General features: G+C 33.3%; 18 protein-coding genes and 1 pseudogene. 13 read left to right on the plus strand and 6 right to left on the minus strand.

What is annotated here, in order from left to right; all coding sequences use genetic code 11:
* Positions 1-109 precede the first annotated feature (109 nt).
* Positions 110-1222: an alpha/beta fold hydrolase gene (locus KQI85_RS14430; protein ID WP_216576768.1), complete on the minus strand. Its 1113-nt coding sequence runs from the start codon at positions 1220-1222 to the stop codon at positions 110-112.
* A gap of 276 nt (positions 1223-1498) precedes the next feature.
* On the opposite strand from KQI85_RS14430, the gene KQI85_RS14435 reads away from it, so the two are divergent.
* On the plus strand, positions 1499-3571 hold the full coding sequence (locus tag KQI85_RS14435; protein WP_216576769.1) for a methyl-accepting chemotaxis protein: 2073 nt from the start codon (positions 1499-1501) through the stop codon (positions 3569-3571).
* A 205-nt stretch (positions 3572-3776) separates the two neighbouring features.
* On the opposite strand, the gene KQI85_RS14440 is transcribed toward KQI85_RS14435, so the two are convergent.
* A complete protein-coding gene (locus KQI85_RS14440) occupies positions 3777-4745 on the minus strand; it encodes a hypothetical protein (RefSeq protein WP_216576770.1) in 969 nt (322 codons plus the stop codon).
* Between the two features lie 252 nt (positions 4746-4997).
* Here KQI85_RS14440 and KQI85_RS14445 point away from each other — a divergent pair, with 252 nt between their 5' ends.
* The 9 genes from KQI85_RS14445 (at position 4998) to KQI85_RS14485 (ending at position 14664) form a co-directional block, all read left to right on the plus strand.
* Positions 4998-6146 (plus strand): lipopolysaccharide assembly protein LapB, encoded by a 1149-nt coding sequence (locus KQI85_RS14445; protein ID WP_216576771.1) that lies wholly within the window; start codon positions 4998-5000, stop codon positions 6144-6146.
* Between the two features lie 19 nt (positions 6147-6165).
* Positions 6166-7410 carry a GTPase HflX gene (hflX, locus tag KQI85_RS14450; RefSeq protein WP_216576772.1) on the plus strand — a complete coding sequence of 415 codons (1245 nt, stop codon included), beginning with the start codon at positions 6166-6168 and terminating at the stop codon, positions 7408-7410.
* Between the two features lie 142 nt (positions 7411-7552).
* Positions 7553-11104 (plus strand): AAA domain-containing protein, encoded by a 3552-nt coding sequence (locus KQI85_RS14455; protein ID WP_216576773.1) that lies wholly within the window; start codon positions 7553-7555, stop codon positions 11102-11104.
* A 152-nt stretch (positions 11105-11256) separates the two neighbouring features.
* Positions 11257-11670 carry a hypothetical protein gene (locus KQI85_RS14460; protein ID WP_216576774.1) on the plus strand — a complete coding sequence of 138 codons (414 nt, stop codon included), beginning with the start codon at positions 11257-11259 and terminating at the stop codon, positions 11668-11670.
* An 11-nt stretch (positions 11671-11681) separates the two neighbouring features.
* A complete protein-coding gene (locus KQI85_RS14465) occupies positions 11682-11960 on the plus strand; it encodes a cyclic-phosphate processing receiver domain-containing protein (RefSeq protein ID WP_216576775.1) in 279 nt (92 codons plus the stop codon).
* Between the two features lie 262 nt (positions 11961-12222).
* Positions 12223-12828, plus strand: coding sequence for a DUF6088 family protein (locus tag KQI85_RS14470; RefSeq protein WP_216576776.1), 606 nt, complete (start codon positions 12223-12225; stop codon positions 12826-12828).
* The gene (locus tag KQI85_RS14475) at positions 12828-13829 is read left to right on the plus strand and encodes a nucleotidyl transferase AbiEii/AbiGii toxin family protein (protein WP_216576777.1); all 1002 of its coding nucleotides are present in this window, start codon (positions 12828-12830) and stop codon (positions 13827-13829) included. The genes KQI85_RS14470 and KQI85_RS14475 overlap by 1 nt, the downstream gene beginning before the upstream one ends.
* A gap of 47 nt (positions 13830-13876) precedes the next feature.
* Positions 13877-14113 (plus strand): hypothetical protein, encoded by a 237-nt coding sequence (locus tag KQI85_RS14480; protein WP_216576778.1) that lies wholly within the window; start codon positions 13877-13879, stop codon positions 14111-14113.
* Positions 14110-14664, plus strand: a complete 555-nt coding sequence (locus tag KQI85_RS14485) for a group II intron maturase-specific domain-containing protein (protein ID WP_253293915.1) — start codon at positions 14110-14112, stop codon at positions 14662-14664. Before KQI85_RS14480 ends, KQI85_RS14485 begins: the two co-directional genes overlap by 4 nt.
* A gap of 124 nt (positions 14665-14788) precedes the next feature.
* Here KQI85_RS14485 and KQI85_RS14490 read toward each other — a convergent pair whose 3' ends face one another.
* On the minus strand, positions 14789-15841 hold the full coding sequence (locus KQI85_RS14490) for a hypothetical protein (RefSeq protein WP_216576779.1): 1053 nt from the start codon (positions 15839-15841) through the stop codon (positions 14789-14791).
* Positions 15842-16188: 347 nt separating this feature from the next.
* Between KQI85_RS14490 and KQI85_RS14495 the strand changes: the two genes are divergently transcribed.
* Positions 16189-16686: a dihydrofolate reductase gene (locus KQI85_RS14495; RefSeq protein ID WP_216576780.1), complete on the plus strand. Its 498-nt coding sequence runs from the start codon at positions 16189-16191 to the stop codon at positions 16684-16686.
* A gap of 68 nt (positions 16687-16754) precedes the next feature.
* The gene (locus KQI85_RS14500; RefSeq protein WP_216576781.1) at positions 16755-17741 is read left to right on the plus strand and encodes a hypothetical protein; all 987 of its coding nucleotides are present in this window, start codon (positions 16755-16757) and stop codon (positions 17739-17741) included.
* A 2-nt stretch (positions 17742-17743) separates the two neighbouring features.
* Here KQI85_RS14500 and KQI85_RS14505 read toward each other — a convergent pair.
* The 3 genes and pseudogenes from KQI85_RS14505 to KQI85_RS14515 form a co-directional block, all read right to left on the minus strand.
* Positions 17744-18130: pseudogene (locus tag KQI85_RS14505) on the minus strand (peptidoglycan-binding protein); the annotation flags it as partial.
* A 165-nt stretch (positions 18131-18295) separates the two neighbouring features.
* Positions 18296-19111 (minus strand): recombinase family protein, encoded by an 816-nt coding sequence (locus KQI85_RS14510; RefSeq protein ID WP_216576783.1) that lies wholly within the window; start codon positions 19109-19111, stop codon positions 18296-18298.
* Between the two features lie 139 nt (positions 19112-19250).
* Positions 19251-21542, minus strand: coding sequence for a helix-turn-helix domain-containing protein (locus tag KQI85_RS14515; protein WP_216576784.1), 2292 nt, complete (start codon positions 21540-21542; stop codon positions 19251-19253).
* A gap of 394 nt (positions 21543-21936) precedes the next feature.
* On the opposite strand from KQI85_RS14515, the gene KQI85_RS14520 reads away from it, so the two are divergent.
* A complete protein-coding gene (locus tag KQI85_RS14520; protein WP_216576785.1) occupies positions 21937-23511 on the plus strand; it encodes an extracellular solute-binding protein in 1575 nt (524 codons plus the stop codon).
* The last annotated feature ends 52 nt before the right edge of the window (positions 23512-23563 follow it).

A 23563-nucleotide genomic window follows, 5' to 3' on the forward strand; every position in this document is an offset into this window, starting at 1 on the left:
TTATAATATTGCAACAATAATATTTGCGATATTATAACACTGTCGGGCGTTTTTTAGATATTATAGAGCGTTTATTTAGAAAATGCTATATTGTATTGTAAGTTACATATTAGTTATCTATGTGTGAATCGTAGAAGTTAAGGATTGTATCCATATATGGATATATAACGTCATTGCCTGCGTAGAAGATGGAATGTTTTGTATTCTTAACTACGATCATAGAGACATTGGATGCATGATTAACAAAATAATTCTGACCGTTAGGGCCTACAATTGTATCATCGCTGGCCTGAAAAAGTAGTGTATCTACAGTATATTTAGAAGCATTTTTTTTAATCTTATTTGTTGCGTCAATAGCTTCACGAATCCATATATATGAGCCGGAGGTAGTCTGATAGTTTTTATCATTAGTCTGAAGCTCATATATATATTTGTAACGTTCTTCGCTGTTAACAGAATGTCCTTCAAAGTCATATTCATCAGAGAATGGGCCAAAGCCTATTATATAGTTATCTTTCATACCAAAAGTTATTGAAAAGTTAACTATAAAGTTGGCAAGATTGTTAGGGATACCAGCAAATTCTACTTCCATCATAGGAGCATTAAGAATTGCACAGTCAAATGTATCAGGGTGATCAATCATATAGAGTGTAGCGATTGCACCTCCCATAGAATGAGCAAATGCAAAAAGTTTTTCATCATCGTGAAGTGATGGCTTTACAATTGTCTCAATAAAAGTATCAAAGTCAGTAGTATACTCATCAAAGCTTTTAATAGTAACTTTACTTAAGTCATCAGTATAACGATGTGAGTAACCATGTCCTCTGTGTTCCATAATACTTACAGAATATCCATTTTTTAAAAAGTAATAGATTAATTCATTGTACTTATCAGCATAGTCAGTAAAACCATGTACGAATACAACGTGAGCTTTACTACCATTTTGAATATAGTTTTTATAATGCAGGGATTCACCATCGTATCCTGCAAAATAGCTATCATTAGTACATAATTCGTCAAGATAAGGATTGACTTTGTTAAACATTGTGTCAGCATAGTTAGATTCACTTAGATATTCAAAGTCCTTATTGTATGAAGGTGGTGCATCTGAGTCAAGAGTAATTGCACTATCTGGAGTTGCAACTTTTTTTTCAGGAAGACACAGATATACGACAAAGATTAAGAAAATAGCTAAGATTGTAAGTAAAATTTTTTTAATCAATATTATTCCTCCTAAGATTTTATTAATTTATCAATTATACATTATCATATCGATAGAATAAAAAAAATAATAAACTTTAAAAAGTATAAAATAATTTTGAAACTATAAAGATTTTGCTTAGAAATACACGATAAAAAGGTATAAAATTCTCTGGCAATATTGCGACAAGAAAGTGAGAACGATAGGACAGAAAATAGTATAAAAGAGTATTTTGTCAAAAGAAACAGGAAATTGGTTGTATATGGAAAAATAATAGTGATGAAAGGAATGAATGATATGTTTAAGAAAATTGGAACGCAAATGTATGTAGTAATTCTACCGATAGTTATTCTCTCACTGCTTGGCGTAGTATTACTCAATTATAGCCAGGCAAAGAGAGCACTTAATTCTCAGATTGAAGAGACAATGCAGATAGCACTTGATAGTGATATTAGTCAGATTGTGGCTAACATTGATACAGTTACGACTATAACGCAGGATATAGCTGATTCATTTGCAAGTACACATAAAAAAGTAAGTGATATTAAGGATTATAATGAGTTTTTGGCTGAAAAAGTTGAGGAAAGCGATCTTATTACTGCAATAGGTATATTTACTGAACCAGGAACTATGGATAATAGTAATGATCTCATTAATACTTATGTATATAAGGATGATAGTGGAATATCTAATATGGTTGTTGAAGATTTTGAATATACGGATATATACTGGTATACAGATGCCAAATCCGGTAAAAAGCCTATATATCTGCCAGCTTACAAAGATGAAGTTCTTGGCGTTGTTATGATGTCAATTGTTGTTCCTATATATGATAATAAGGGTAATTTCTATGGAGCTATTAATACAGATGTGCAGATGACAGCAGTATCAGATATGATATCAGAATTCACTGTTGGTGAGACAGGAAAAGCTATGCTTATCGATGGAACCGGTACATATCTTACTAATGCTGATTCTGATAAGATAATCTCAATTCAGATAGCAGAGGATGAAGGCTCAGGATTTGAAAGTGCAGCATCTTCTTCAGATTATGAGACGAAAGGTGCTGAGATTTTAGCAACAGGCAGCGGTGTTGCAAGTCTTGATACAGCAGATGGTAATTATGATTTTTATTATCAGAAGATAGATAAATTAAATTGGATTCTTGGTATAAAAATTAGTGCAGATGAAGTCAATGCACCTGTAAGAACATTACTTGCAAGCTCAATGACTGTTATTATAATATTTGTACTTATATGTTGTGCTGTAATATTTGTACAGATAAGATATATTACTAAGAATATTAATAAGGTAAGCGGATTCGCAAGCCAGATTGCAACAGGTGATTTTACAGTTGAGCCGCTTGTGAATAATAGTAAAGATGAGATTGGCAAGATGACGGATGCTCTTAATACAATGCTTGTTGATAACAAGAATATAATATCATCAATCTCAGAAGGTTCAGATGTTGTTGGTACGAACTGTGAGAAATTAAAAGTTGCAGTTGATAATCTTATTATTGAATTTAATCATATTGAAGATTCTATTAAGAATATAAGTGAGAAGATGCTTGATAATTCAGCTACAACACAGGAGCTTACTGCTTCAGTTGAAGATGTTAATTCTTCAGTTAATCTTCTTGCAGAAAAGTCAAAAGATGGCGATGAGCTTGTTAAAGATATTAAAGCAAGAGCAACTGGTATTGAAAAAGATAGTAATGAATCATTTAAGCAGGCAATGGATTTGTCTTCACAGTATGAGAAGAGACTTAAGACAAGTATTGAAGATTCAGCTGTTGTTAATGAGATTGGTGTTATGGCAGAAGCTATATCTGATATAGCAAGTCAGATTAATCTATTATCTTTAAATGCATCTATTGAAGCTGCGAGAGCTGGTGAACATGGTAAAGGATTTGCAGTTGTTGCTAATGAGATTGGTTCACTTGCAGGTCAGACAGCAGATACAGTAGCGCATATCAAAGATCTTGTTGAGAAGGTTCAGTCAGCTGTTAATAATCTTTCAAAAGATTCAAGTGAGATTCTTAACTTTATTGGAACTAAAGTAACGCCTGATTATAATGAATTTGTGAATACAGCTAAACAGTATGGTAAAGATGCTGAGAGTATGGGAGAGATTGTTGAGTATCTTAATAAGATGACTCAGGAGATTGAACATACAACAGTTCAGGTATCACAGGCTATTCAGCTTATTGCAGAGTCATCATCACATGCAGCAGATGAGAGTAGCAATATTATAAATAATGTTGAAGAGGTAAGTGAACATGCCAAGAATGTAGACAGAACAGCTAAAGAACAAAAAGTTGTATCAGAAGAATTAAATGGAATGATTCATAAATTCAAACTTAAATAAAGCAGTTTATTCTAAACTATATAATTGGTAATACGATATGTAAAAAGACGTGTAGCTAAATGTTATTATAACTATACGTCTTTTTATTTACCAAATAAGATATTATATGTATCTTTTTTAAGCATGCCAAAATATTTGTCCTATTATGATTTGTAACTACTTCAGATAAAGATAACAATATAAAATGAATAACTAGTAATGCATTTTATATCTGATCTACAGTATTATCAATAGTAGCAGATTCTTTATTGTTAAGTTTGTCTGTATATTTGCTTATTAATTTGGCTGCGATAATGAATATAGCACCACCTATCATTACTTCAAGAGGATAGCGATATATATTCTTTGCAGGAAGAATATATGGCAGAAGGCATATAGCACCTGCAGGTGGGAATATAAGCTTTGATGCATACATGATTATATACATGACAAGTACGACAATAAGTGTACATGCAAAGTGTGACCAGCCAAGTGAATTAATCATAAAGTTAAGTAAAAATCCGAGTCCACCTGCAATAGACAGAATGAGCCATATATCAAAAGCTTTTTTAGAAGCTTTCCCATCTTTGTTTGACATCTCAACAAAAGCAACAATAAGTGGTGGGATGATAAGAAAGATTTCATCATAAGCAAGTGCAAAACATGCAAAGATTGCATAGAATATGATAAGACATGCAAATCTTATAAGTTTTTCACGAGTTAAAGGCTTCTTCTCAATTGTATACTGTTCTTTTAGATTATATTTTTGTAATATGAATTCACATGCAAAAACAAGCAGTGAAAATACACATACAGAAGCAAAATAGTATAAAGAACCAGTATGTGTAAGTACTGGAAGTACTCCGGCTGATATAGCAGGATAGAATTCACTTCCTGTTATAAGTAGTAAAGCTACAATTAATGCAAATGTAACAATGCATTGTATGGTAAGTGGAAAATGTGCATATCTTACGATTATTATACCGATTAATGAGGAAAAACACATTAATCCCCAAGATGTATATTTATCTGAATTCCAGGTTTTCCCCGGAGCGATGATTGCACCTGCACATAAAGCTGCAATTTCTGGGAAAATTAATTCTCCTTTGTTAAGTATTTCTGCAATTCCTACCATTGACATAGTGATTATAATACTTATGCCAAAGAGAAGGAGATGCTTTTGTTCTGATTTCATGAAAAGACCTCCGTGTATATAATTAAAAATTCATATAATACAATGTATTGAGTTTTTTCGCTTTTGTCAATATTAAATATTACAAAAATGTTAAATGTTTTTACAGAGCTTTAATATTGGAACTTTAATATTAGTAAGTTTTTGTAGTTAAACTGCTTGCAACATAATATTTTAATCTGTATAATAGAATTTGGTTTGGAAGGCATTGTAGATTATACTTAGAGTATAGAGCATTAAAAGAGGAGAATGATTATGAAGTTAAGAAATATATTTACATTAATTGTAGTAACTCTTGTGGCATCATTTATGAGTGGATGCAGCTATAAAGCATATCAGAGTTCTAATAGTGGAATAGAATATTATAATAATGGGCAGTATGAAGAAGCACAGAAGAAGTTTCTTGAAGCTGTTAATGAGGGTGCTGATAGTGCCAATGATTATGTTAATCTTGGTATGACAAGCATAGCACTTAATGACAATGAGAAAGCACTTGAATATTTTAATAAAGCTGTTGCGGCTGATAAGAAGTCATCAACAGCACACAAAGGTCTTGCAATAGCATATCTTAATACAGGCAATTATGATAAAGTAGTTGGGGAGATCGCTCTTGTACTTGAATATGCAGATGGTAAAGTTACAGATCTTGAAAAGGACGCACTTAATTACAGAGCGAAGGCTGAATGTATGCTTGGCAAGTATGATGATGCTATTAAGACTTATGGTATACTTATTGAAGTCGGATATAAGCAGAAGAATGAATATTTTGAACGTGGTAAGACTTATCTTGCAAAAGGCGATATTACAAAAGCAATGGAAGATTTTAAAAGTGTAATTGATCTTGATAAGAATGATTATGATACTTATTATGGAATATATTGTGCACTTAAAGATGCAGGATATGAAGATGAGTCGATACAGATGATAAAAGGTACTTTATCAATTAATGCAGATGATGCCAAAGGATATTATAACAAAGGTAAGACTTATTATATTCTTAATGACATGGATAAGTGTGTTACAGAACTTACTCAGGCAAGAGAAGCCGGAAGTATAGAAGCATCATATCTTCTTGGTGTTGTATATATGCAAAAAGCCGAATATCAAAAAGCAGAGCCTGCACTTTTGGAAGTTATAGCTTCAGAAAATGGAAAGAGTGCAGAAGCATATAATGCACTTGGACAGTGTTATTTTAGACAGGCTAATTATGATAAAGCAATTTCATGTTTTGAGCAGGGACTTACAGATTATGAAGATGATGAGACTCTTCTTATAAATATGGCAGTTGCTTATGAATATAAGCAGGATTTTTCGATGGCGGCGATAAAATTCAACGATGTGCTTAACAAATATCCTGATAATGAAGTCGCAAAACATGAGTTGGAATTCTTATCTGGCAAATAGATAAGTGAAAGGATAACAGATGGCAGAGATATATGAAACAAAGGAAGTAGAGGAAAAAGTTATTCTTGTTGGAGTATGCCTTAATGAGAATGATGATACTGAGGAATCAATAGATGAACTTCGTGAACTTGTTAAGACTGCAGGTGCTAAGACAGTTGGAATTATTATACAGAATAGAGAGTCTATACATCCAGGATTCTATGTTGGAACAGGTAAAATAGAAGAGATAAAAGAGTTGGCAATGCAGACTGGTGCAACAGGAATTGTATGTGATGATGAACTTTCACCGGCACAGCTTAAGAATCTTGAAGATTCTCTTGATATGAAAGTTGTTGACAGAACATTGATTATTCTTGATATTTTTGCAAAACATGCATCAACAAGTGAAGGTAAGATACAAGTTGAGCTTGCTCAGCTAAAATATCGTTCAGCAAGACTTATCGGTCTTAGAAGTTCTCTTTCAAGACTTGGCGGTGGTATTGGAACAAGAGGACCAGGTGAGAAGAAACTTGAGATGGACAGACGACTTATAAAAGATCGTATTGCACAGCTTAACAGAGAATTAGCTGATGTTAAGCAGCATAGAGAAGTACTTAGAAGCCAGAGAAGTAAGAATCCGACACCTGTTGTATGTATAGTAGGTTATACTAATGCAGGTAAGTCAACACTTCTTAACAGACTGACAGATGCAGGTGTTCTTGAAGAAGATAAACTTTTTGCAACTCTTGATCCTACAACACGCAATCTTACACTTGAAAGTGGTCAAAAGATACTTATTACAGATACAGTTGGTTTTATAAGAAAGCTTCCACATCATCTTATTGATGCTTTTAGAAGTACACTTGAAGAAGCTAAGTTTAGTGATCTTATAATTCATGTTGTAGATTCATCTAATCCACAGATGGATACTCAGATGCATATAGTATATGAGACATTAGAGAAATTAGGCGTTGAAGATAAACCTATAATAACTGCATTTAATAAGCTTGATAAGCTTGAAGAGACACCTATATTGAGAGATTTTAAAGCAGAAAAGACATTACAGATCTCGGCAAAGAATGGTGATGGTGTTAATGAACTTATGAACCAGGTCGAAGAGATACTTCGTAATCAGAAGATATATATTGAGAGAGTATATCCGTATGATAAAGCTGGTAAGATACAACTTATTAGAAAGTATGGTCAGCTTTTAAGTGAAGAGTATACAGAAGCTGGTATAGAAGTAAAAGCTTATGTGCCAGTAGAGATCTATGAGCAGATATAAGTAAAGTCGGTATTGCATAGAATCAAAAGAGCATTAATAGGTTGCAATACATGATATAAGATGTAATAAGAATCAATAATATATAGTATATAAAGAAGCTACAATTTAAATTCTTTTTTATATTTATATGGAGTGATGATAGATGGATAAAGTAAAGAAAAATCAGGTTCTTGAAATTTTGGATTATTGGAAGATGATAGAATTTCTTGGTCAAACAGATATTCCAGAACAAAGTTCAGAGAATAAGAAGATAATGGAAAAAATTGATAGAGGTGAGGAGACCAGTGAGGATAAGATTGAGATATTTATTGATTTGGGTTCACCTTATCTCAGTGTGGAAAAGCAATTAGAGCAAGATCAAGAGAGGTATTTAAATTATCAATCTATAGGAGGAGAACTTTATTATTGTATTGGAAGAATTGAACGAAATACAATTGTTGAATATCTTGAAAAGTATATCGACAAAAGAGAAGAGTCTCCAGAATTTGCATACCCAAAGAAAAGTGCTATAGCTTGGTGTTCTTTTAAAACAGATACAGAAGGGGGATATATTCAAGATTCATTCCAGCTTTCTCCTATTTTATGGGCTATTTCTGTATGGGAAAAGTCTAAGGCTCAGAAGAATCATGATTTCTATTTGGATAAAGAAGAATATGACATGATTCTTTCAGACATTAATGAAAAATTGCAAGATCAAAATGTTTCGCAGTTTTTATCATCGATTTATGAAAAAATATACAAGGAATATATTAAGTCTGTATTTTCTGATGTAACGCGGGATAAGCTAGGCTTTCTGGAATATAATCGTTACTTAAATGAAGAAGCTAGGGATAATGACGAGGAACCAGCGGATTATTCTGATTTGGGAAAAAGTTTTTTTCTGAATGATATTATGCAGTTATCAAATCTAATCAGTACGGACTCATTTGGTGATAAAAGTGTATATGAAGCAAAGGTAATTGAATATATTTTGTCCGGGTATGAGAAAACAAAAGGAATGGAAGTGTTGTCGCGTACAATTATTTCACCTAACGAACAAATGGAGAGTATGCGAGTCTTCTTTGAAAATATCCTTAATGTATCAAAGGCGCCAATGGGAAAGTGGCCAGCTAAATTCATGCCAGCACTTATGCAGCAAGTGGCTGTAAACATTGCGATTCAACAGAATGACGATACTCCAATTTTCTCTGTAAATGGTCCTCCTGGAACTGGTAAGACTACGTTGCTAAAAGAGATTGTGGCTAGCAACATCGTTGAACGAGCAAGATTATTGGCTGAAAATGGAACTGATCCAGATATACTTTTTGAGAGACATGCTTTTGCGCAAGGACCATTGGAGGCGTATGGAAAATCATATTATCAATTTGCTCCAGCGTACTATTCTATAAAGAAGGACGGAATTAATAATTATAGTATGTTAGTCGCTTCATGCAACAATGCGGCAGTAGAGAACATAACAATAGATCTTCCAAAGGGAAAGGATATTTTAGAGAGCTTAGAATCATCTTCTTCTGATGATGAAGATGTGAGAATTGGATTGCAAGAGGTTCAGAATCTTTTTGACATAGAGCAAACTGATGATATTGAAACTATAACAATGTACGGGAAAAGTAGAGAAGAAAAGGATATTTACTTTACACGCTATGCAAATAAACTCCTTGAAACAACTGACTGTTGGGGACTAGTGTCTGCACCATTTGGAAAACGATCGAATATAAGAAAATATTGTAATGCTGTACTTAAGCCTTATGTCGAAGAGTATAAATCAAACGATATCCGAGAACACCACAAAGTGAAATTTGTAGAAGTTAGAAAGCAATTCTTGCAGCAATATGCTTTGGTGGAGAGAATGCGCAAAGAATTAGAAGAAATATGCGCGTTATCAAAAACGATTCCTTCAGATTTGCAGGATGTTACAACAGAACAACTATCACAGTATATATATGATATTGACGGAAAAATGCAAGATCTTTCTGAAAAGATTAAATTAGAGCAAAGAGAACTCATGGAATTAGAAGAGAGTAGACCAAAGGGGTTGTTTGCGAAACGAAAGGATACATCTATTAGAGATGCTCTAATTAAAGAGAAGAAAGAAATTATTTGTTCTTTGAAAAGTGAGTTAAACGATATTGAATCGAAAAAAAGTAGTGTAATACGTTTGCAAGAATATCAGACTAAATTAGCACAATATTCGCATGGTGAGAAGAAAATGACACCAATAGATATTGAATTCATGAGGAAGTATGTTTCGCTTGATATAGAACAGTCAACGAAGGCACAGGTTACTAATCCTTGGTTTACTGCAGAATACAATAGGGAAAGAGAAAAATTATTCTTATATGCATGTAAGCTCCATAAGGAGTTTGTAATATCTTCAAAATGTATGCGACAGAATATCATTAATTTAATGATAGCGTGGAATATGTTTGACGATTGTGGTGAACGTATGAAATCTGCAGACCGTAAGTCTGCAATGCCATATATGCTTCAGAGTATATTTTTGCTTACGCCAGTCATTTCTACTACCTTTGCATCTGCACAGACATTTTTAGGCGATATTGCAAAAAGTGGTGTTTTAGGCACATTGATTGTAGATGAGTCAGGTCAAGCTCAACCACAAATGGCAGTAGGAGCTATGTTTAGATGCAGAAAAGCTGTTATTGTTGGAGATCCTAAACAGATAGAGCCTGTTGTTACAGCTGAGGCGGATATGATTAAGCAATTAATGTCCTCAAAGCTATTAGCTAGTTATAAAGACAAGAAAATATCTGTACAAGGATTTGCTGATTACATTAATCCTTATGGAACTTATCTGGGAGAAGATGAAGAGAGAGAATGGGTAGGTTGTCCTTTGCTAGTGCATAGAAGGTGTATAGACCCGATGTATACAATATCAAATAAACTTTCTTATGATTGTACCATGAAGTATCAAACAGGTGCACCAAAAGAAGAACGTGTTAAGAGCTTTATTCTTGATAAGAGCTGTTGGATTGATGTAAACGGAAGCGAAAATTCTGGGACAAAAGATCATTTTGTAAAAGCACAGGGAGAAATAGTAATTAAGCTTTTAGAGGCGAAGTTTAAAAAGGACTCAGGAGATATTCCAAAGTTATTCATTATTACTCCTTTTACATCTGTAAAGGCAGGAATGATTGATATGATTCGTAAATCATCTCTATATAGACAAGAACCAAGGGTAAAGAAGTGGTTAGACGGTAACAATGTAGGTACTGTACATACTTTTCAAGGTCAGGGAACAGATGAAGTTATATTCTTGTTAGGATGCGACAGCAATTCGACTGGTGCCGCTAATTGGGTAAACAAAAACATAGTGAATGTGGCAGCAACAAGAGCAAAGTTTCGTTTTTATATGATCGGTGATAAAAATGTATGGATGTGTAAACCAGTCAGAGTAGCCAGAGAATATATAAAGGAAATTATCTTGGAAAAAGACATTGATGAAATGCTAGGGATCACTGTAGAAAAAGAGTTATTAGACTTTAGTGTGTTTTCGAGCCAAGATAAAGAATCAATTACCAATGCATCGACCAAAGATAGCAATTCAAAACAGGAGAATACCGATAGTCAAGTTTGTCCTAAATGTGGGAAGCCATTAGTTGAGAGAAATGGAAAATTTGGACGATTTTTAGGATGTACAGGATTTCCGGGATGTAATTATACAAAATCGGTTTAATAGCATGGGCAGGCTGCAAGTCTGCCCGTTTTTATATTACATGATGTAAACTTCTCCTGAAAAGCAATTACCTTATTCGAGTTATTATTAATTCATCAAAAAGGCAATAACAATTGCCAATAAATGAAAAAGGATATCGGAGGAAAAGGATTATGTTTTACGCACATGCATGGAAGGTTAGAAAGATTCAGTTGATTATTGTTAATGTAATCTTTGCAGTATTCGGAGCTTATGTTGGGATCGCTGATGCAAATATAGCTGAAAGTGTGGTAATCTGGTTATTCGGTTCATGGATGGTAAGTGCTCTTATTGCAGCATTTACAAAGTCTGGTAACAAGGTATCAGCATTAGCATATACAGTGGGAGCAGCTGTATTTTCTGGAATGGCATTATCATTATCAGAAGGTGACTCTGTTTTTTGGGCTCTTGCATTTACATGGAATGCAATTAAGGCTTCAATTGGAACGATGATTTTAGCTGCAATTCTTGTTTTTGAATTTGTAATTTTTCCTATTACAACAATCTACTATTTTGTAAAGAGTAGACAAGAACTTGCATTGGCATAAGAGGTTTTGAGATGAACTTATATTCAGGTATGAAAATAAAAATATGGGTTGATGACATTAGACCAGTGCCTTCAGGATATGAAGGCACTAAGTCTGTTGAAGAGACAATTAACTTAATAGAAGAAATTGAGGCTGCTGGTGGTGAGATTGAGGTATTGTACGGTGGTGATGCGATAAAAATCCTCGATTACTTAGCAGAAAGAGAAATATTCTATCCAATTAGAATCCATACAGCTAATCCTGTTGGACGTGCAAATATGGAAAGAATGATTGAACGCTATTGGAACTGAAAATATTATCGGGGGGCTTTGCTGGGCAAAGGATAAAACGTTTATCTATAATTGCAAGAATTTTGCTGAGAAGAAGTATACAACATTGTGGATACAGGGTAATCATGAAAACTATGATATGATTGAACAGTTATATCAGAGCATTACAATTAGCTGTCAATAGTAAAAATCAAGATGTTAATAATGTGTTTTATGAAAAATCAGTTGAAAAAATGTCACGAAAATTATATAATAATCGTGACAAAAAAAGGAGCGTGATTTTATGGCAAGTGGCATTTATACGGAAGTAAAGAAGAGAATAGAATTAGCTGAACCAGGAACGGTTTTTCTTACATCAGATTTTACGGATATTGCGACAACAACAACTGTAAGAAAATGTTTGGGAAGACAAGTTGAAGAAAAGAATATACGAAGAATTATAGATGGGGTGTATGAAAAACCAGCATATAGTAAGTTGCTTAAAGAGTATATTCCTGCAAATCCCGATGCGATAGCATATGCCATTGCCAGAAGTTTTCGTTGGACCATTGCTCCATGCGGAGATGTCGCATTAAATAAGCTGGGGTTATCCACACAGGTTCCGGTTGTCTGGTCCTATATCAGTGATGGACCTTATAGAAAATTTTCATGGGATAATATTACACTATCTTTTAAACATCGTGCAAACAGAGAGATATCATTTATGTCTGAGACAACTACTTTGGTCGTTGAGGCTTTAAAGACTTTGGGGAAAGAGCGGATTGATGATGGTATTATCGTGAGTTTGAGAAATAGATTGCCTGAAGAAGAGAAGAAAAAGATGTTAGAGGAAGCAACAGGTGTAAGTGAATGGATATATGCAGTAATCAGAAAGGTGTGTGCTGAATAATGAAAGAAGTTGCTAAGTTACAGATAAAGGATAGAACAGAGTTGTTTCAGGCTACTGCAATTTCGATGGGAATGCAGCCCAATGTAATAGAGAAAGATTTTTGGGTGTGTTTTATGCTGGATCATCTGTTTCACGAGTGTAAGTATAAAAATGCATTTGTTTTCAAGGGTGGTACAAGTTTATCTAAATCGTACCATGTTATCGAAAGATTTTCCGAGGATATAGATTTGATTTTGGATTGGAGAAAAATCATTAATGACGAGGTAAATCCTTGGGAAGAAAGGTCAAAAACCAAGCAGGATTTATTTAACAAACAAATCAATTCAGAAGCAGCTAAATTTTATAAAGAGGAGTTGATTCCCCAGTTGAATGTAGAAATGAAAGAAAAACTTGGGGATGGAGAATGGATTTCAGTTGATACAGAAGATGAGATGGTGGTCAATTTTTATTATCCACAAATATTTGAAGCAGAGTATTTGCGTTCCTGCGTAAGATTAGAAATTGGTCCATTGGCAGAATGGATGCCATCTCATGAGACAATAGTAACTCCATTTGCAGCCGAAAAATATCCGGATATATTTTCGCAAAAAGAGACAACAGTTCTGACTGTTGATGTTGAGAGGACATTTTGGGAAAAACTTACCATATTACATAAAATTGCAAATTTTCCGGAAAGAAAAACATTACCTGCCAGATATGCAAGGCATTTATATGATGTGTATAATCTTGGTAATTCATGGGTAAAAGAAAGTGCATTTAGAAGAAAAGAATTGCTGGAAAAAGATGTTGCTTTTAAGCAAAAGTTTTATTATGCAAAGGGCGCTCATTATGAAACGGCAACCTTGAGTAGTATTGAACTTCTGCCAAGGAAAACGGTACTTAATGCTTTGCAGGAGGACTATCAGGCAATGAAGAATATGATATATGGAAATATACCAGAATTTGAAGAGATTCTTATGTTTCTTGAAAAGTTACAGGAAGAGATTCATGAGTTGGTATAATTAGACATTTTGGAGAATGCGATACTACGGGAGGTGAAAACGGAAGAATGATGGCATTAATTAATTATTACTTTTTAAATGAGAGTAAAGAAAAAATGATGATTGCATTATTCGAGGTTTTTAAAACATATCGAAAAAGAGGGCTTGGTAAAAAAATAATTGCTTATTTCTTGAAAGACTATTGTGGAGAAGTGCATTTGGAACCATCGGGAGAAGAAAGTGAATTCTTTTGGAAACAGTGTGGATTTGAAAGTGGATGTTACTTAGACAGGAGAGTCAAATGAAGATTCTTGATTTAGATATGGACTATTTTATGGAGAATATAGCTACGGGAATTGCTGAAAGTAGAGAAGAACGTTTGGCAGAGGATGAGTATGGAGATTGTGTTTGGAGTGAGTATAGAATAAGAAAATTTCTTGAAGATAATCTCGGGCTTTCGAATGAGAAAAAAATTAAGGGACGAATTGTAACTGGACATAACGAAGCACTATTCTTTTGGCAAATCAAGGTGTATGCGAGGGGATGGCTTAACTACTACGAAATTGCAAGTATGAAGAACAACATAGATGACATCTGCAACATCAACGGATGGCTCTATCACAGAATACGTATGAGTATATGGAAACAGTGGAAGAAACCAAGGACGAAGGTACGTAACCTTATCAAGATGGGAGTACCCGAAGACTTGGCAATGCAAGCGGGTAATACCCGACGTGGATATTGGTTCGCAACACATACAATTGCAGTAAACATGGCAATGACAAAAGAAAGACTGATAAATAGTGGCTTTTATGATTTAGCCACTATTTATCAGTCTGTGCACGTCAACTATTGAAAGCGCCGTATACCGAACGGTACGTACGGTGCTGTGAGAGGACGGCGGTTAGTCACCGCCTCCTACTCGATTTAGTTTATGTTTAATTTTATATTTTAGTTTGTGGTTTTAAATTTGTGTTTGATTAATAGGTTACTTTACGGTTTATTTTTCTACAGATAGCCCACATAATGTAACAGAATATCATTATAAGTCCGCAACATATTGTAAGGAATATAAATGGCCCGGCGAAAAGATTATATATGGCATTTAAAAAATCATAGATATAATCAGCTTCGTTATTTTGAGAAGAATTGACAACTATCTTAGAAGCATATAAAAACAGACTATAGAATGATATATTTAATAGTAATGCAATTCCAATCTTGGAAAAAAGTTTGTATTTTTCGCCCTGAGAATACATAAGATACATAATCAGGATACAAAATACCATGCTGATTGTGGCTGATATACGCAAAAATAGCATATTGTGTTTTAACCATTTAAAAGCAGTAGATATGCCTACTAATTCATCTGATTGATTAAGATTATTAAGTGAACTGTCTGATAATTGTTCGTTGAGTTCAATTTTTGCTTTATTCACTTCAGAATCAATGCTAGACTTAGCTGTATCTAGAAGCTGCTTCTTAGTATCATCAGCAATAGATGCAAATATCTTAGAATCGTTGCCACATGCCGAATAGATATTGCTTATGTATTCGTTAAGATTAAGACCAAGTGTATTTATACAAAAGTCTTCCTCGCTGGTATTGAGTACAATATCAGAATTAAAATTATAATTCTTCTTTTTTAATGCATCAAAATAGTCATTAAGATAAGTTGAAAAAGAGTCAGATACAGTCTGCGAATATGCATCAACGAATACGTTAATACTGTCAGAAAGATCCGTTTCATTTAATTCTGATGTATAGATATAATGAACAACATTGTTTAAAATGTTTTTTACGGTATCTTTATCAACAACATCTTTGAGATTTGGTCCATTACTATCAGTATTGGTATTTTCAAAAAAATCATCATATACAATATCATAGATATGACATGCGTCCATGGCTTTATAGATTTTTTTCTCGTTAAGTATTCCTATAGAAAGACCAAGAAAGAGTATGTCAGTACATAGGGCAAATGCAACAATGAGTGTAAGTATACAGTTAAAAAAACTGCGTAAAGTCTTCATAATAATCTCCTTTATTCTTATAATGGTTATTGTAGTAGTGATAAAATAGTGACTAACAAATGTGTTTATCCTATTTTTGTTAATAGAGTTTCTTTAATAATAATATATATGCCAGAAAATGTAAATATTAGATAGATGAAATAAAGGATGCAAAAGGACATAATGGGATATTAAAGTGAATAAATGAAAAAGAAGGCGTGAAAGAGAAGAAATGAAAAAGATAGCATAAACTGTAACAGTTGAAAGAAAAATAAAAAATTGTAAAAAAGCTAAAAGTATACTATACTCTTAACTAAACAGTTAGAAAGCATGAATATAGTAAAGTATAATGTGGAGGAAGTTTAAAAATGAATATAATAGCAGCAGTTGATAATAATTGGGCAATTGGGAGGGATGGACATCTTCTTGTAAGTATTCCTAATGATATGAAGCTTTTTAGACAAGAGACAGAAGGAAAAGTAATTATACTTGGAAGAAAGACATTAGCAACATTTCCAGGAAAACGCCCACTAGAGAACAGGAAGAATATAATATTGTCAGAAGATAGAGAATTGCAAGTAAAAGATGCTTTGGTTCTTAATAGTGTTGAAGAAGTGCTTAACGAAGTTAAAAAGTATAGAAGCGAAGATGTGTATGTGGTTGGTGGTGCAAGTATATATGAGCAGTTTTTGCCATATTGTGATGTAGCACACATTACAAAGATAGATTTTGAGTATTTTGCAGACAGACATATGCCTAATCTTGATAGAGATAGTGAATGGAAGATAACTGAAGAAAGTGATGAGCAGACATATTTTGATCTATGTTATACTTTTACAAAGTATGAGAGAATTACAGAAAAATAAAAGAGTGCATAGATAAAAGTGTCAAAGCAAAATAGAAGATAGAATAAATCAGGAGAGTGTAGATAAACATGTCGAAGCAAAACAAAATGCAAAAAAAGATAGGAAAAGTTAGATTAGGAAAGAAAGTAGCGATAGTAATAGCAAGTATAGTGTTGCTTGTTGCGATTTTGTATCTTAACAGAGCTTTAATATTAAGAACAGTATCGCCAAAGTACTATGTGGAACTATCTGTGATAAAATCATTTAAGAACATATCAAAAGTATATGAAACAGATACAGACAAGATTTTTGATAAAAAGTTTTATTTTGAGATGAAAGATACAGATAATCCGGCAATAAGTAAGATTTCGACACGATTTACAGGTTCTATTGATTCTATAATAGATTATAGCAAAAAGGAAGCATCGATTGATATACATGGTGGAATCATGGGCGTTAATTTTATTAACATTGAGACATACATAGATGGAGAAAATCTGATTGCAGATACAGGTAAGAGACTTGGTGGATTGTATGCTATTGACGATAGTACGTTAAAAAGTATTCTTGCAAATTATAATGTTGGTATATCTAATGATAATGATAGTCTGTTAGACATGATATTTAATCGGAGTGAGTATTATAAGCAGTACTATGAACAATTTATAGACAGTATAAAGACATTAGAAGTGTCATGTGGCGATAGCAGACAGATAGAGATTAACAATAAGAAGGTGACAGTTGATATCTACACTCTGAAAAATGAACAGTATGATATAGAATTGTATATTGACAGAGAATTAGGATTGGTTGGAATGTCTGTGCCATATACAATATTTGATAAAGAATGTAGATTAGATATAATCGACACTTCATCAGACAGATCATTTTCAGAGTGTGATATTACTGTATATGTTGACAAGTATAGTTATGAGCTTGAATATACTTATACAAAAAAAGAGGGACAGGTTAATAAGCTTTCTATGGAAGGCGCAATGTCAATAAGCGCTGATATGATTAATGGAGTATCATGGCATGATATCTTTAGTAAGCTATCTAACTTGTTAAATGAGTAAAATCAGACAAGTTCAGCAATTTGAGTAACACCAACATAGATTTGAGATATTTTATACCATGTGCTGTAATCAGTGACTCCTGTCTGAGGAAGATTAAATATTCTTTGAAAAGTCATAACAGCATCAGCAGTATTTTCACCATATATTCCATCAACATCGACAGTTGGAATGGCAGGATAGTTATGACTTATAGCATTAAGCTCCTCTTGAAGAAAAGCAACCTTGCTTCCTGAAGAACCAATATCAAGTTCATAACCAGGCCATGAAGCAGGAATTCCAGAGATCTCATCTGCACTATTTATATATACAGAGTCGCCGTAGTAATAGCGAAGAATCTCAATAGCACTATAACCTTTATCAGCAAGAGATTTTGAGCCCCATTGGGTCAACCGAATATGCCAAGACATTGTAATAGTTAACTATTAAGATTTGTACGATTTGACACAGTGATTTTATAAGCTAGATATACTAAAAATATCCTAATGGATCATAATTACAAGCTGGACTTGGCGATAAGCTTCCACAGATTGATTGTGAGAGTAGTAAAAAGATAATCAAGAAGTAGAAAACCAAGGGTTTACTTTTGTGAATAGTTCTAATGTAATTATAGGAGATATCTCATCTGATTTACGAATAATAATTTCATCTCCACAATTCCATGTAAGGTATCCACAATATATAGGATTCTTTAGAATATAAGATATGCTTTTTCGTGTAAAGAGATTGCCTTTGCGAGTTTTTATGTTGCTTTGATATAAAAAGTCACCTATATCACGATAAGTCATTTGTGAACTTCTCATATCAAATATCATTCTGATGACATTAGCTTCAGCTTCATTAATTACAGGTGGCCTTCCTGATTGGATTATATTATATCCATAAGGTGGTCGGGTTTGAAAACCACCCCGATATGCTTTTTCAGTCATCCCTTTTTTTACTTCTTCGCCAAGATTAACAGAATAATATTCAGCCATTGCTTCAAGAAAAGCTTCAAGTATAATTGAAAATTTATCATTTTCCACAGGTTCAGTTACAGAGATTACCCGTATATCACATTCACGTTTAAGGAGAGATTTGTATACAATACTATCTTCTCTCGAACGACTGAAACGATCGAATTTGTGAACGAGAATAACACTGAATGGAGAAGGTTTACAGCGTGCACATTTTATCATAGCTTGAAAAGCAGGCCTTTTTTCAGCATTTCTGCCACTTACACCTTCATCAGAGAAAATATAACAGGGTGCAATATTTATGTTATGTGATTTAGCATACATAAATATTGCACGTTTTTGTGCAGATGGTGAATATTCAGCCTGTTCATCAGTTGATACACGAATATAACATGCACCATTTATAATTGGATTCATAAAAATGACCTCATATACTTTTTTAATAAGATATGAGGTCATTTTATTTGTATGACTGTTTTGAACCGGCTATAGTGAATATACTTTAATCTAGTTATTCTTACTTATATAATAGTCTATACAAAATATTTGATTGTCACTACTGCGATATTTCAGTAGATTTTGCATCACGCATAGTTTTAGGTGAGATGCCATATACTTTTTTAAATGCACGTCTAAAACTGTTAGCATTATTATAACCAAGTTCCATATATATATCAGATATATTAATACTACTGTTTTTTAGAAGTTCAACAGCTTGTTCCATTCGTATGTTTTCAAGATACTCTGAAAAGTTCTGATTAGTTTCAGCCTTAAACAGATAAGAAAAATAGCTTTCAGATATGTTGAATTCATCAGAGATTTTACTAAGACATAGAGACGCATCTTTGTAATTCTCACGAATGTAACCTTTTATTGTTGATATAAGCTGGTTGCCTTCAGGTTTTGTATCATTTAGTTTGCATAGCATATTAGTAATTTCTTTTAAAAGTTCAAAAGTCTTATGTTCTTCAAACATCCTGTCAATGATTTCAAGTGTATTCTGATTGTCATTATTCTGTTTGATAGCAAATCTTGCTTTTAATAGAACGTTTCTAAGGTCAGAGAAGAACCATTTAACAACATGAACAGGTAGAGCACGATCAACAAAATTCTCCTTGTACAAAAGGCTGAAGATCTCAGTAGCCTGATCAGAATTACCATTATTAATATAAGTAGTAAGTTGTGAAGCAAGTTCCAAAGGAAAATAATAGGTTGTCTTATTCTTCTTAATTGTTCTATAAGGCTGTATTATGTTATCCTTACCTGTATATTGAATAGCTTCTCTTGCCTGCTGATATGACTTCCAGGTATATCTTATATCAGCATTACGATTACCAATACCGCCATATATCCAGATAGAATTATCATTAAGCAATTCTTCGTGAAGATCATTAAAATGCGATACGATATCAGAATAACAATTATCAATATTTATATCGTTGTTACATCTTAAAAGAATTGCATAAGCATCATTATGAGGCATATATATGAGTGTATCATCACCAAAATGTTGATAAATATGGCTTTTAATAAGTTCATAACGCTCATTTAATGCAGAAGTTTCATCAGCTTCTATTTCGCCTGTAATGATATCTTCAGAGAACATATCATCAGGATTGTTATATACACTCATATATAATACAAAAAATTTTTTATCAGTCTGTTCAATACCAAGAAAGTTAGCAATATAGTTCAATTCCTCACTAGAATAGACTTTACCAAGCATGATTCTCTCTATATAAGAAGAAAATATAATAGGACGTTGATGTTCAAGCTCTGTCTGTAATGAAGTATGTTGCTTTTTTGTCTCATTCAACTCACTGTTTAACTCAATCATTGGTTTTGCATTTTTAATAGAAGAAATAAGGATGATTATAAGTCCAACAAGGAATGCAATGCCGGTAATAAAAGTAAAAGTGTTCTTATATGTTACAAGTGTGCTGAAAGCTGCATTATATGGCTGAACAAGATAGTAGGACCAACCATTAGATTCAGAAGATACAGATGTTATGAACATATTATCATCATCGATAGAATATTCTGAATAGGAATTTTTTTCAGCCTTGTTTCGAATATCATCAATATTATAATCAGAAGAATTTTTCCCTTTAACAGAGAATAATTCATTACCATTATCATCAGTTACTATAACAAAACCTGAATCATAGAGCGACAGTGGAGTAAAAAAAGAAGAAAGAGTGTTTTCAGAGAATTGAAAACATGCCACTGAATTATAATTCTTAGATAAAGTATATGTTGATAATGGGACCATATACAAATATGTATTGTTAGCCTTAGGAACATATTCTGATATATTAACGAGTTTCATATATAATGAAGTATTAGTGTGTATAGATGCCCACGCTTTCATATAATTTTCAGAAGCATTTTGTGTGTCAAGATAATAATTTCTGTCGGTACAGAAAATAGAAGATGACAGGCAATATGATGAATTGGGCAGGTATACATAATATCTCATTATAGGAAGAAGCATCTCAGTAGGCCTTTGATTGCTGAGAGTTTCCATGGAATTATATCCAGTCATAATGAAATTGGTATTGTCAGTGCTCATATTACTCAAACGCAGTATGTTGGAACTTTGTGCAATTTGCGAAGTAAAGATAGCCATATTGTTTAAAGTTGTGTCAATATTGTCAACACATGATTCGAGAGCAAGCTTGTTTTGGGAATATTGAGTCTGTTTTGAATCATCTATGCCGATGCTATATAAATATACACCCATAATCAGTATTATTACTAATATTACACTATATGACATTACAAGTCTGAACATAAAACTAGGAGTATTGTTAGTTTTATGAGTGATTTTTTTATGATTTATTGTCAATTTTGTTTTCCTCCTTGTGAAAAATGTATAAAACGCAAAAATGTATAACCACTTGATTATACTATCAAAAAAAGCTACAAAACGCAAGCATTAAAGGGATGGAAGACAAAAATACCTTAAGAAATGCACAAAGTGAAAAAAAGGAATTATTTGTAAGCGCTACCACAAAATGTAAGCGCTTACTAAAAAATAAAATTTCTGAAAGACGCATAATATATGGATTCTAGCAATGTTCGTAAAAAATGCACACATAAAATAAAAATTGTATCTTGTTAAAAATAACTAAAGCATGGTATATTAAAAGGGTCGAATGAAACAAAATTCAACAAAGACAATTCGCTGGTGTAAAAAGGAAGTGTACCAGGGGGAACATTTTAAAGGAGGGTTTTACCTTATGAGAAAAACAACTAAAAAAGTTTTATCAGCTAGTTTAATTGCTACATTAGCAGTTAGTATGATGGCTTGCGGAAGCAAAGATACATCAAATTCAGATTCAAAAGCTGATGCACAGACAAAAGAAGATGGAACAACATCATCAGATAGCAAAGATAATGCAAAATCAGATGTTGAGAAACCTTCAAAAATCACAGTTATGTGTGATGGTACAGTAATGACAGAAGATAACGGACGTGCACAGTTCGAGTCAGCTCTTGAAGCTGCACTTGGTCTTGATATTCAATTTATTCAGCCAGACCATTCTTCATATTCAGATGTACTTCAGCAGACAATTACAGGTGGCGAGTGGCCAGACGTTGTAATTATTCCAGCTACATATTATCAGTCATACGCTAAACAGGGTGTGCTTTGGGATATGTCAGATGCTTGGGAAAATTCAGATTTAAAAGCTTCAGGACGTGTTGATGAAAGATTCGTTGACTGCCTTTACATTGATGATGAGGACATAAAAGGATTATTCGGTATGTCAGCTACACGTGGTAACGGATGTGTTACTTATGTAAAACAGCAGTGGTTAGACGATTGTGGAATCGCAGAAGTTCCTACAACATATGATGAATATATTGATATGTTAAGAAAATTCAAAGAAGTTAAAGGTACATATGCAGTTTCAGCTGCTGGTTTAATCAGTAAAGAAGCTCCATATACAAACTACTTACCTGAATTCTATCAGGATGCATACCCAGACTTCTATGAAAAAGATGGTAAATACGTTGATGGATTTACAGAAGATGCAATGAAAGAAGCTCTTCAGAGACTTCAGGATGCATATACAGAAGGTCTTATCGATCCAACAGCAGTTACTAATAAGACATCAGATTGTCGTACAAAATTCTATGATGATCAGTTCGGTGTATTCACATACTGGGCAGGAACATGGGCTAACAACTTATCAACTAACCTTGAAGCAAATGGTAAGAATGGCGATATAGTTGCTATGAAACCTATTAAAGAACTTGGTAAATATGTTGAAAGACAGTCACCAGTTTGGGCTATCACAACTCAGTGTAAGAATCCAGAAGGAGTTTACAAATACTTCTTCGAAACAATGTTAGATGGTGGCGAAGTTCAGACATTATGGACATATGGTGTTAAAGGTGTTCACTGGGATACAAAAGCTGAAACAGTTACTTGGGGCGATAAGTCAAAAGATTATGCTGAAGGCGAATTCCATATGTTACCATCACTTGAAGATAGCACTAAGTTATTCGCAAAGAACCACATTGATTCAACAATCGTTATCGATACATGGGTAGATTCAGATCCAGGTGCTAAATCAATCCCTGAAGTTTCTCAGAAATCTGCCGAAGTATTTAATGAGAATTCAGTTATTGCTAACGTAGCTGTATCAAATGATATAATCGCTCAGAACAGTGGTGATATTTGGACATGTCGTGCCAATATTGTAGCTGAAGTTGTAACAGGTTCAATGACAGTTGAAGAAGGTATGGCAAAATATGAAAAAGAAGTTGGAGATTTAGTAGAAGATTGTCTTAAATCTCTTAACAAATAATTGGTTTTTGCAAAATAGGTTCTTTGGGAACTTAGCATGATAGCTTGGAGCT

Source organism: Falcatimonas sp. MSJ-15 (assembly GCF_018918265.1).
Classification (GTDB): Bacteria; Bacillota; Clostridia; order Lachnospirales; family Lachnospiraceae; genus Falcatimonas.

Excerpts from the sequence above, each read along its gene's own strand:
- KQI85_RS14435 (WP_216576769.1), top strand. The coding sequence starts at position 1,499 with ATGTTTAAGAAAATTGGAACGCAAATGTATGTAGTAATTCTACCGATA.
- KQI85_RS14440 (WP_216576770.1), bottom strand. The coding sequence starts at position 4,745 with ATGAAATCAGAACAAAAGCATCTCCTTCTCTTTGGCATAAGTATTATA.
- KQI85_RS14445 (WP_216576771.1), top strand. The coding sequence starts at position 4,998 with ATGAAGTTAAGAAATATATTTACATTAATTGTAGTAACTCTTGTGGCA.
- hflX (WP_216576772.1), top strand. The coding sequence starts at position 6,166 with ATGGCAGAGATATATGAAACAAAGGAAGTAGAGGAAAAAGTTATTCTT.
- KQI85_RS14455 (WP_216576773.1), top strand. The coding sequence starts at position 7,553 with ATGGATAAAGTAAAGAAAAATCAGGTTCTTGAAATTTTGGATTATTGG.
- KQI85_RS14460 (WP_216576774.1), top strand. The coding sequence starts at position 11,257 with ATGTTTTACGCACATGCATGGAAGGTTAGAAAGATTCAGTTGATTATT.
- KQI85_RS14465 (WP_216576775.1), top strand. The coding sequence starts at position 11,682 with ATGAACTTATATTCAGGTATGAAAATAAAAATATGGGTTGATGACATT.
- KQI85_RS14470 (WP_216576776.1), top strand. The coding sequence starts at position 12,223 with ATGGCAAGTGGCATTTATACGGAAGTAAAGAAGAGAATAGAATTAGCT.
- KQI85_RS14475 (WP_216576777.1), top strand. The coding sequence starts at position 12,828 with ATGAAAGAAGTTGCTAAGTTACAGATAAAGGATAGAACAGAGTTGTTT.
- KQI85_RS14480 (WP_216576778.1), top strand. The coding sequence starts at position 13,877 with ATGATGGCATTAATTAATTATTACTTTTTAAATGAGAGTAAAGAAAAA.
- KQI85_RS14485 (WP_253293915.1), top strand. The coding sequence starts at position 14,110 with ATGAAGATTCTTGATTTAGATATGGACTATTTTATGGAGAATATAGCT.
- KQI85_RS14490 (WP_216576779.1), bottom strand. The coding sequence starts at position 15,841 with ATGAAGACTTTACGCAGTTTTTTTAACTGTATACTTACACTCATTGTT.
- KQI85_RS14495 (WP_216576780.1), top strand. The coding sequence starts at position 16,189 with ATGAATATAATAGCAGCAGTTGATAATAATTGGGCAATTGGGAGGGAT.
- KQI85_RS14500 (WP_216576781.1), top strand. The coding sequence starts at position 16,755 with ATGTCGAAGCAAAACAAAATGCAAAAAAAGATAGGAAAAGTTAGATTA.
- KQI85_RS14510 (WP_216576783.1), bottom strand. The coding sequence starts at position 19,111 with ATGAATCCAATTATAAATGGTGCATGTTATATTCGTGTATCAACTGAT.
- KQI85_RS14520 (WP_216576785.1), top strand. The coding sequence starts at position 21,937 with ATGAGAAAAACAACTAAAAAAGTTTTATCAGCTAGTTTAATTGCTACA.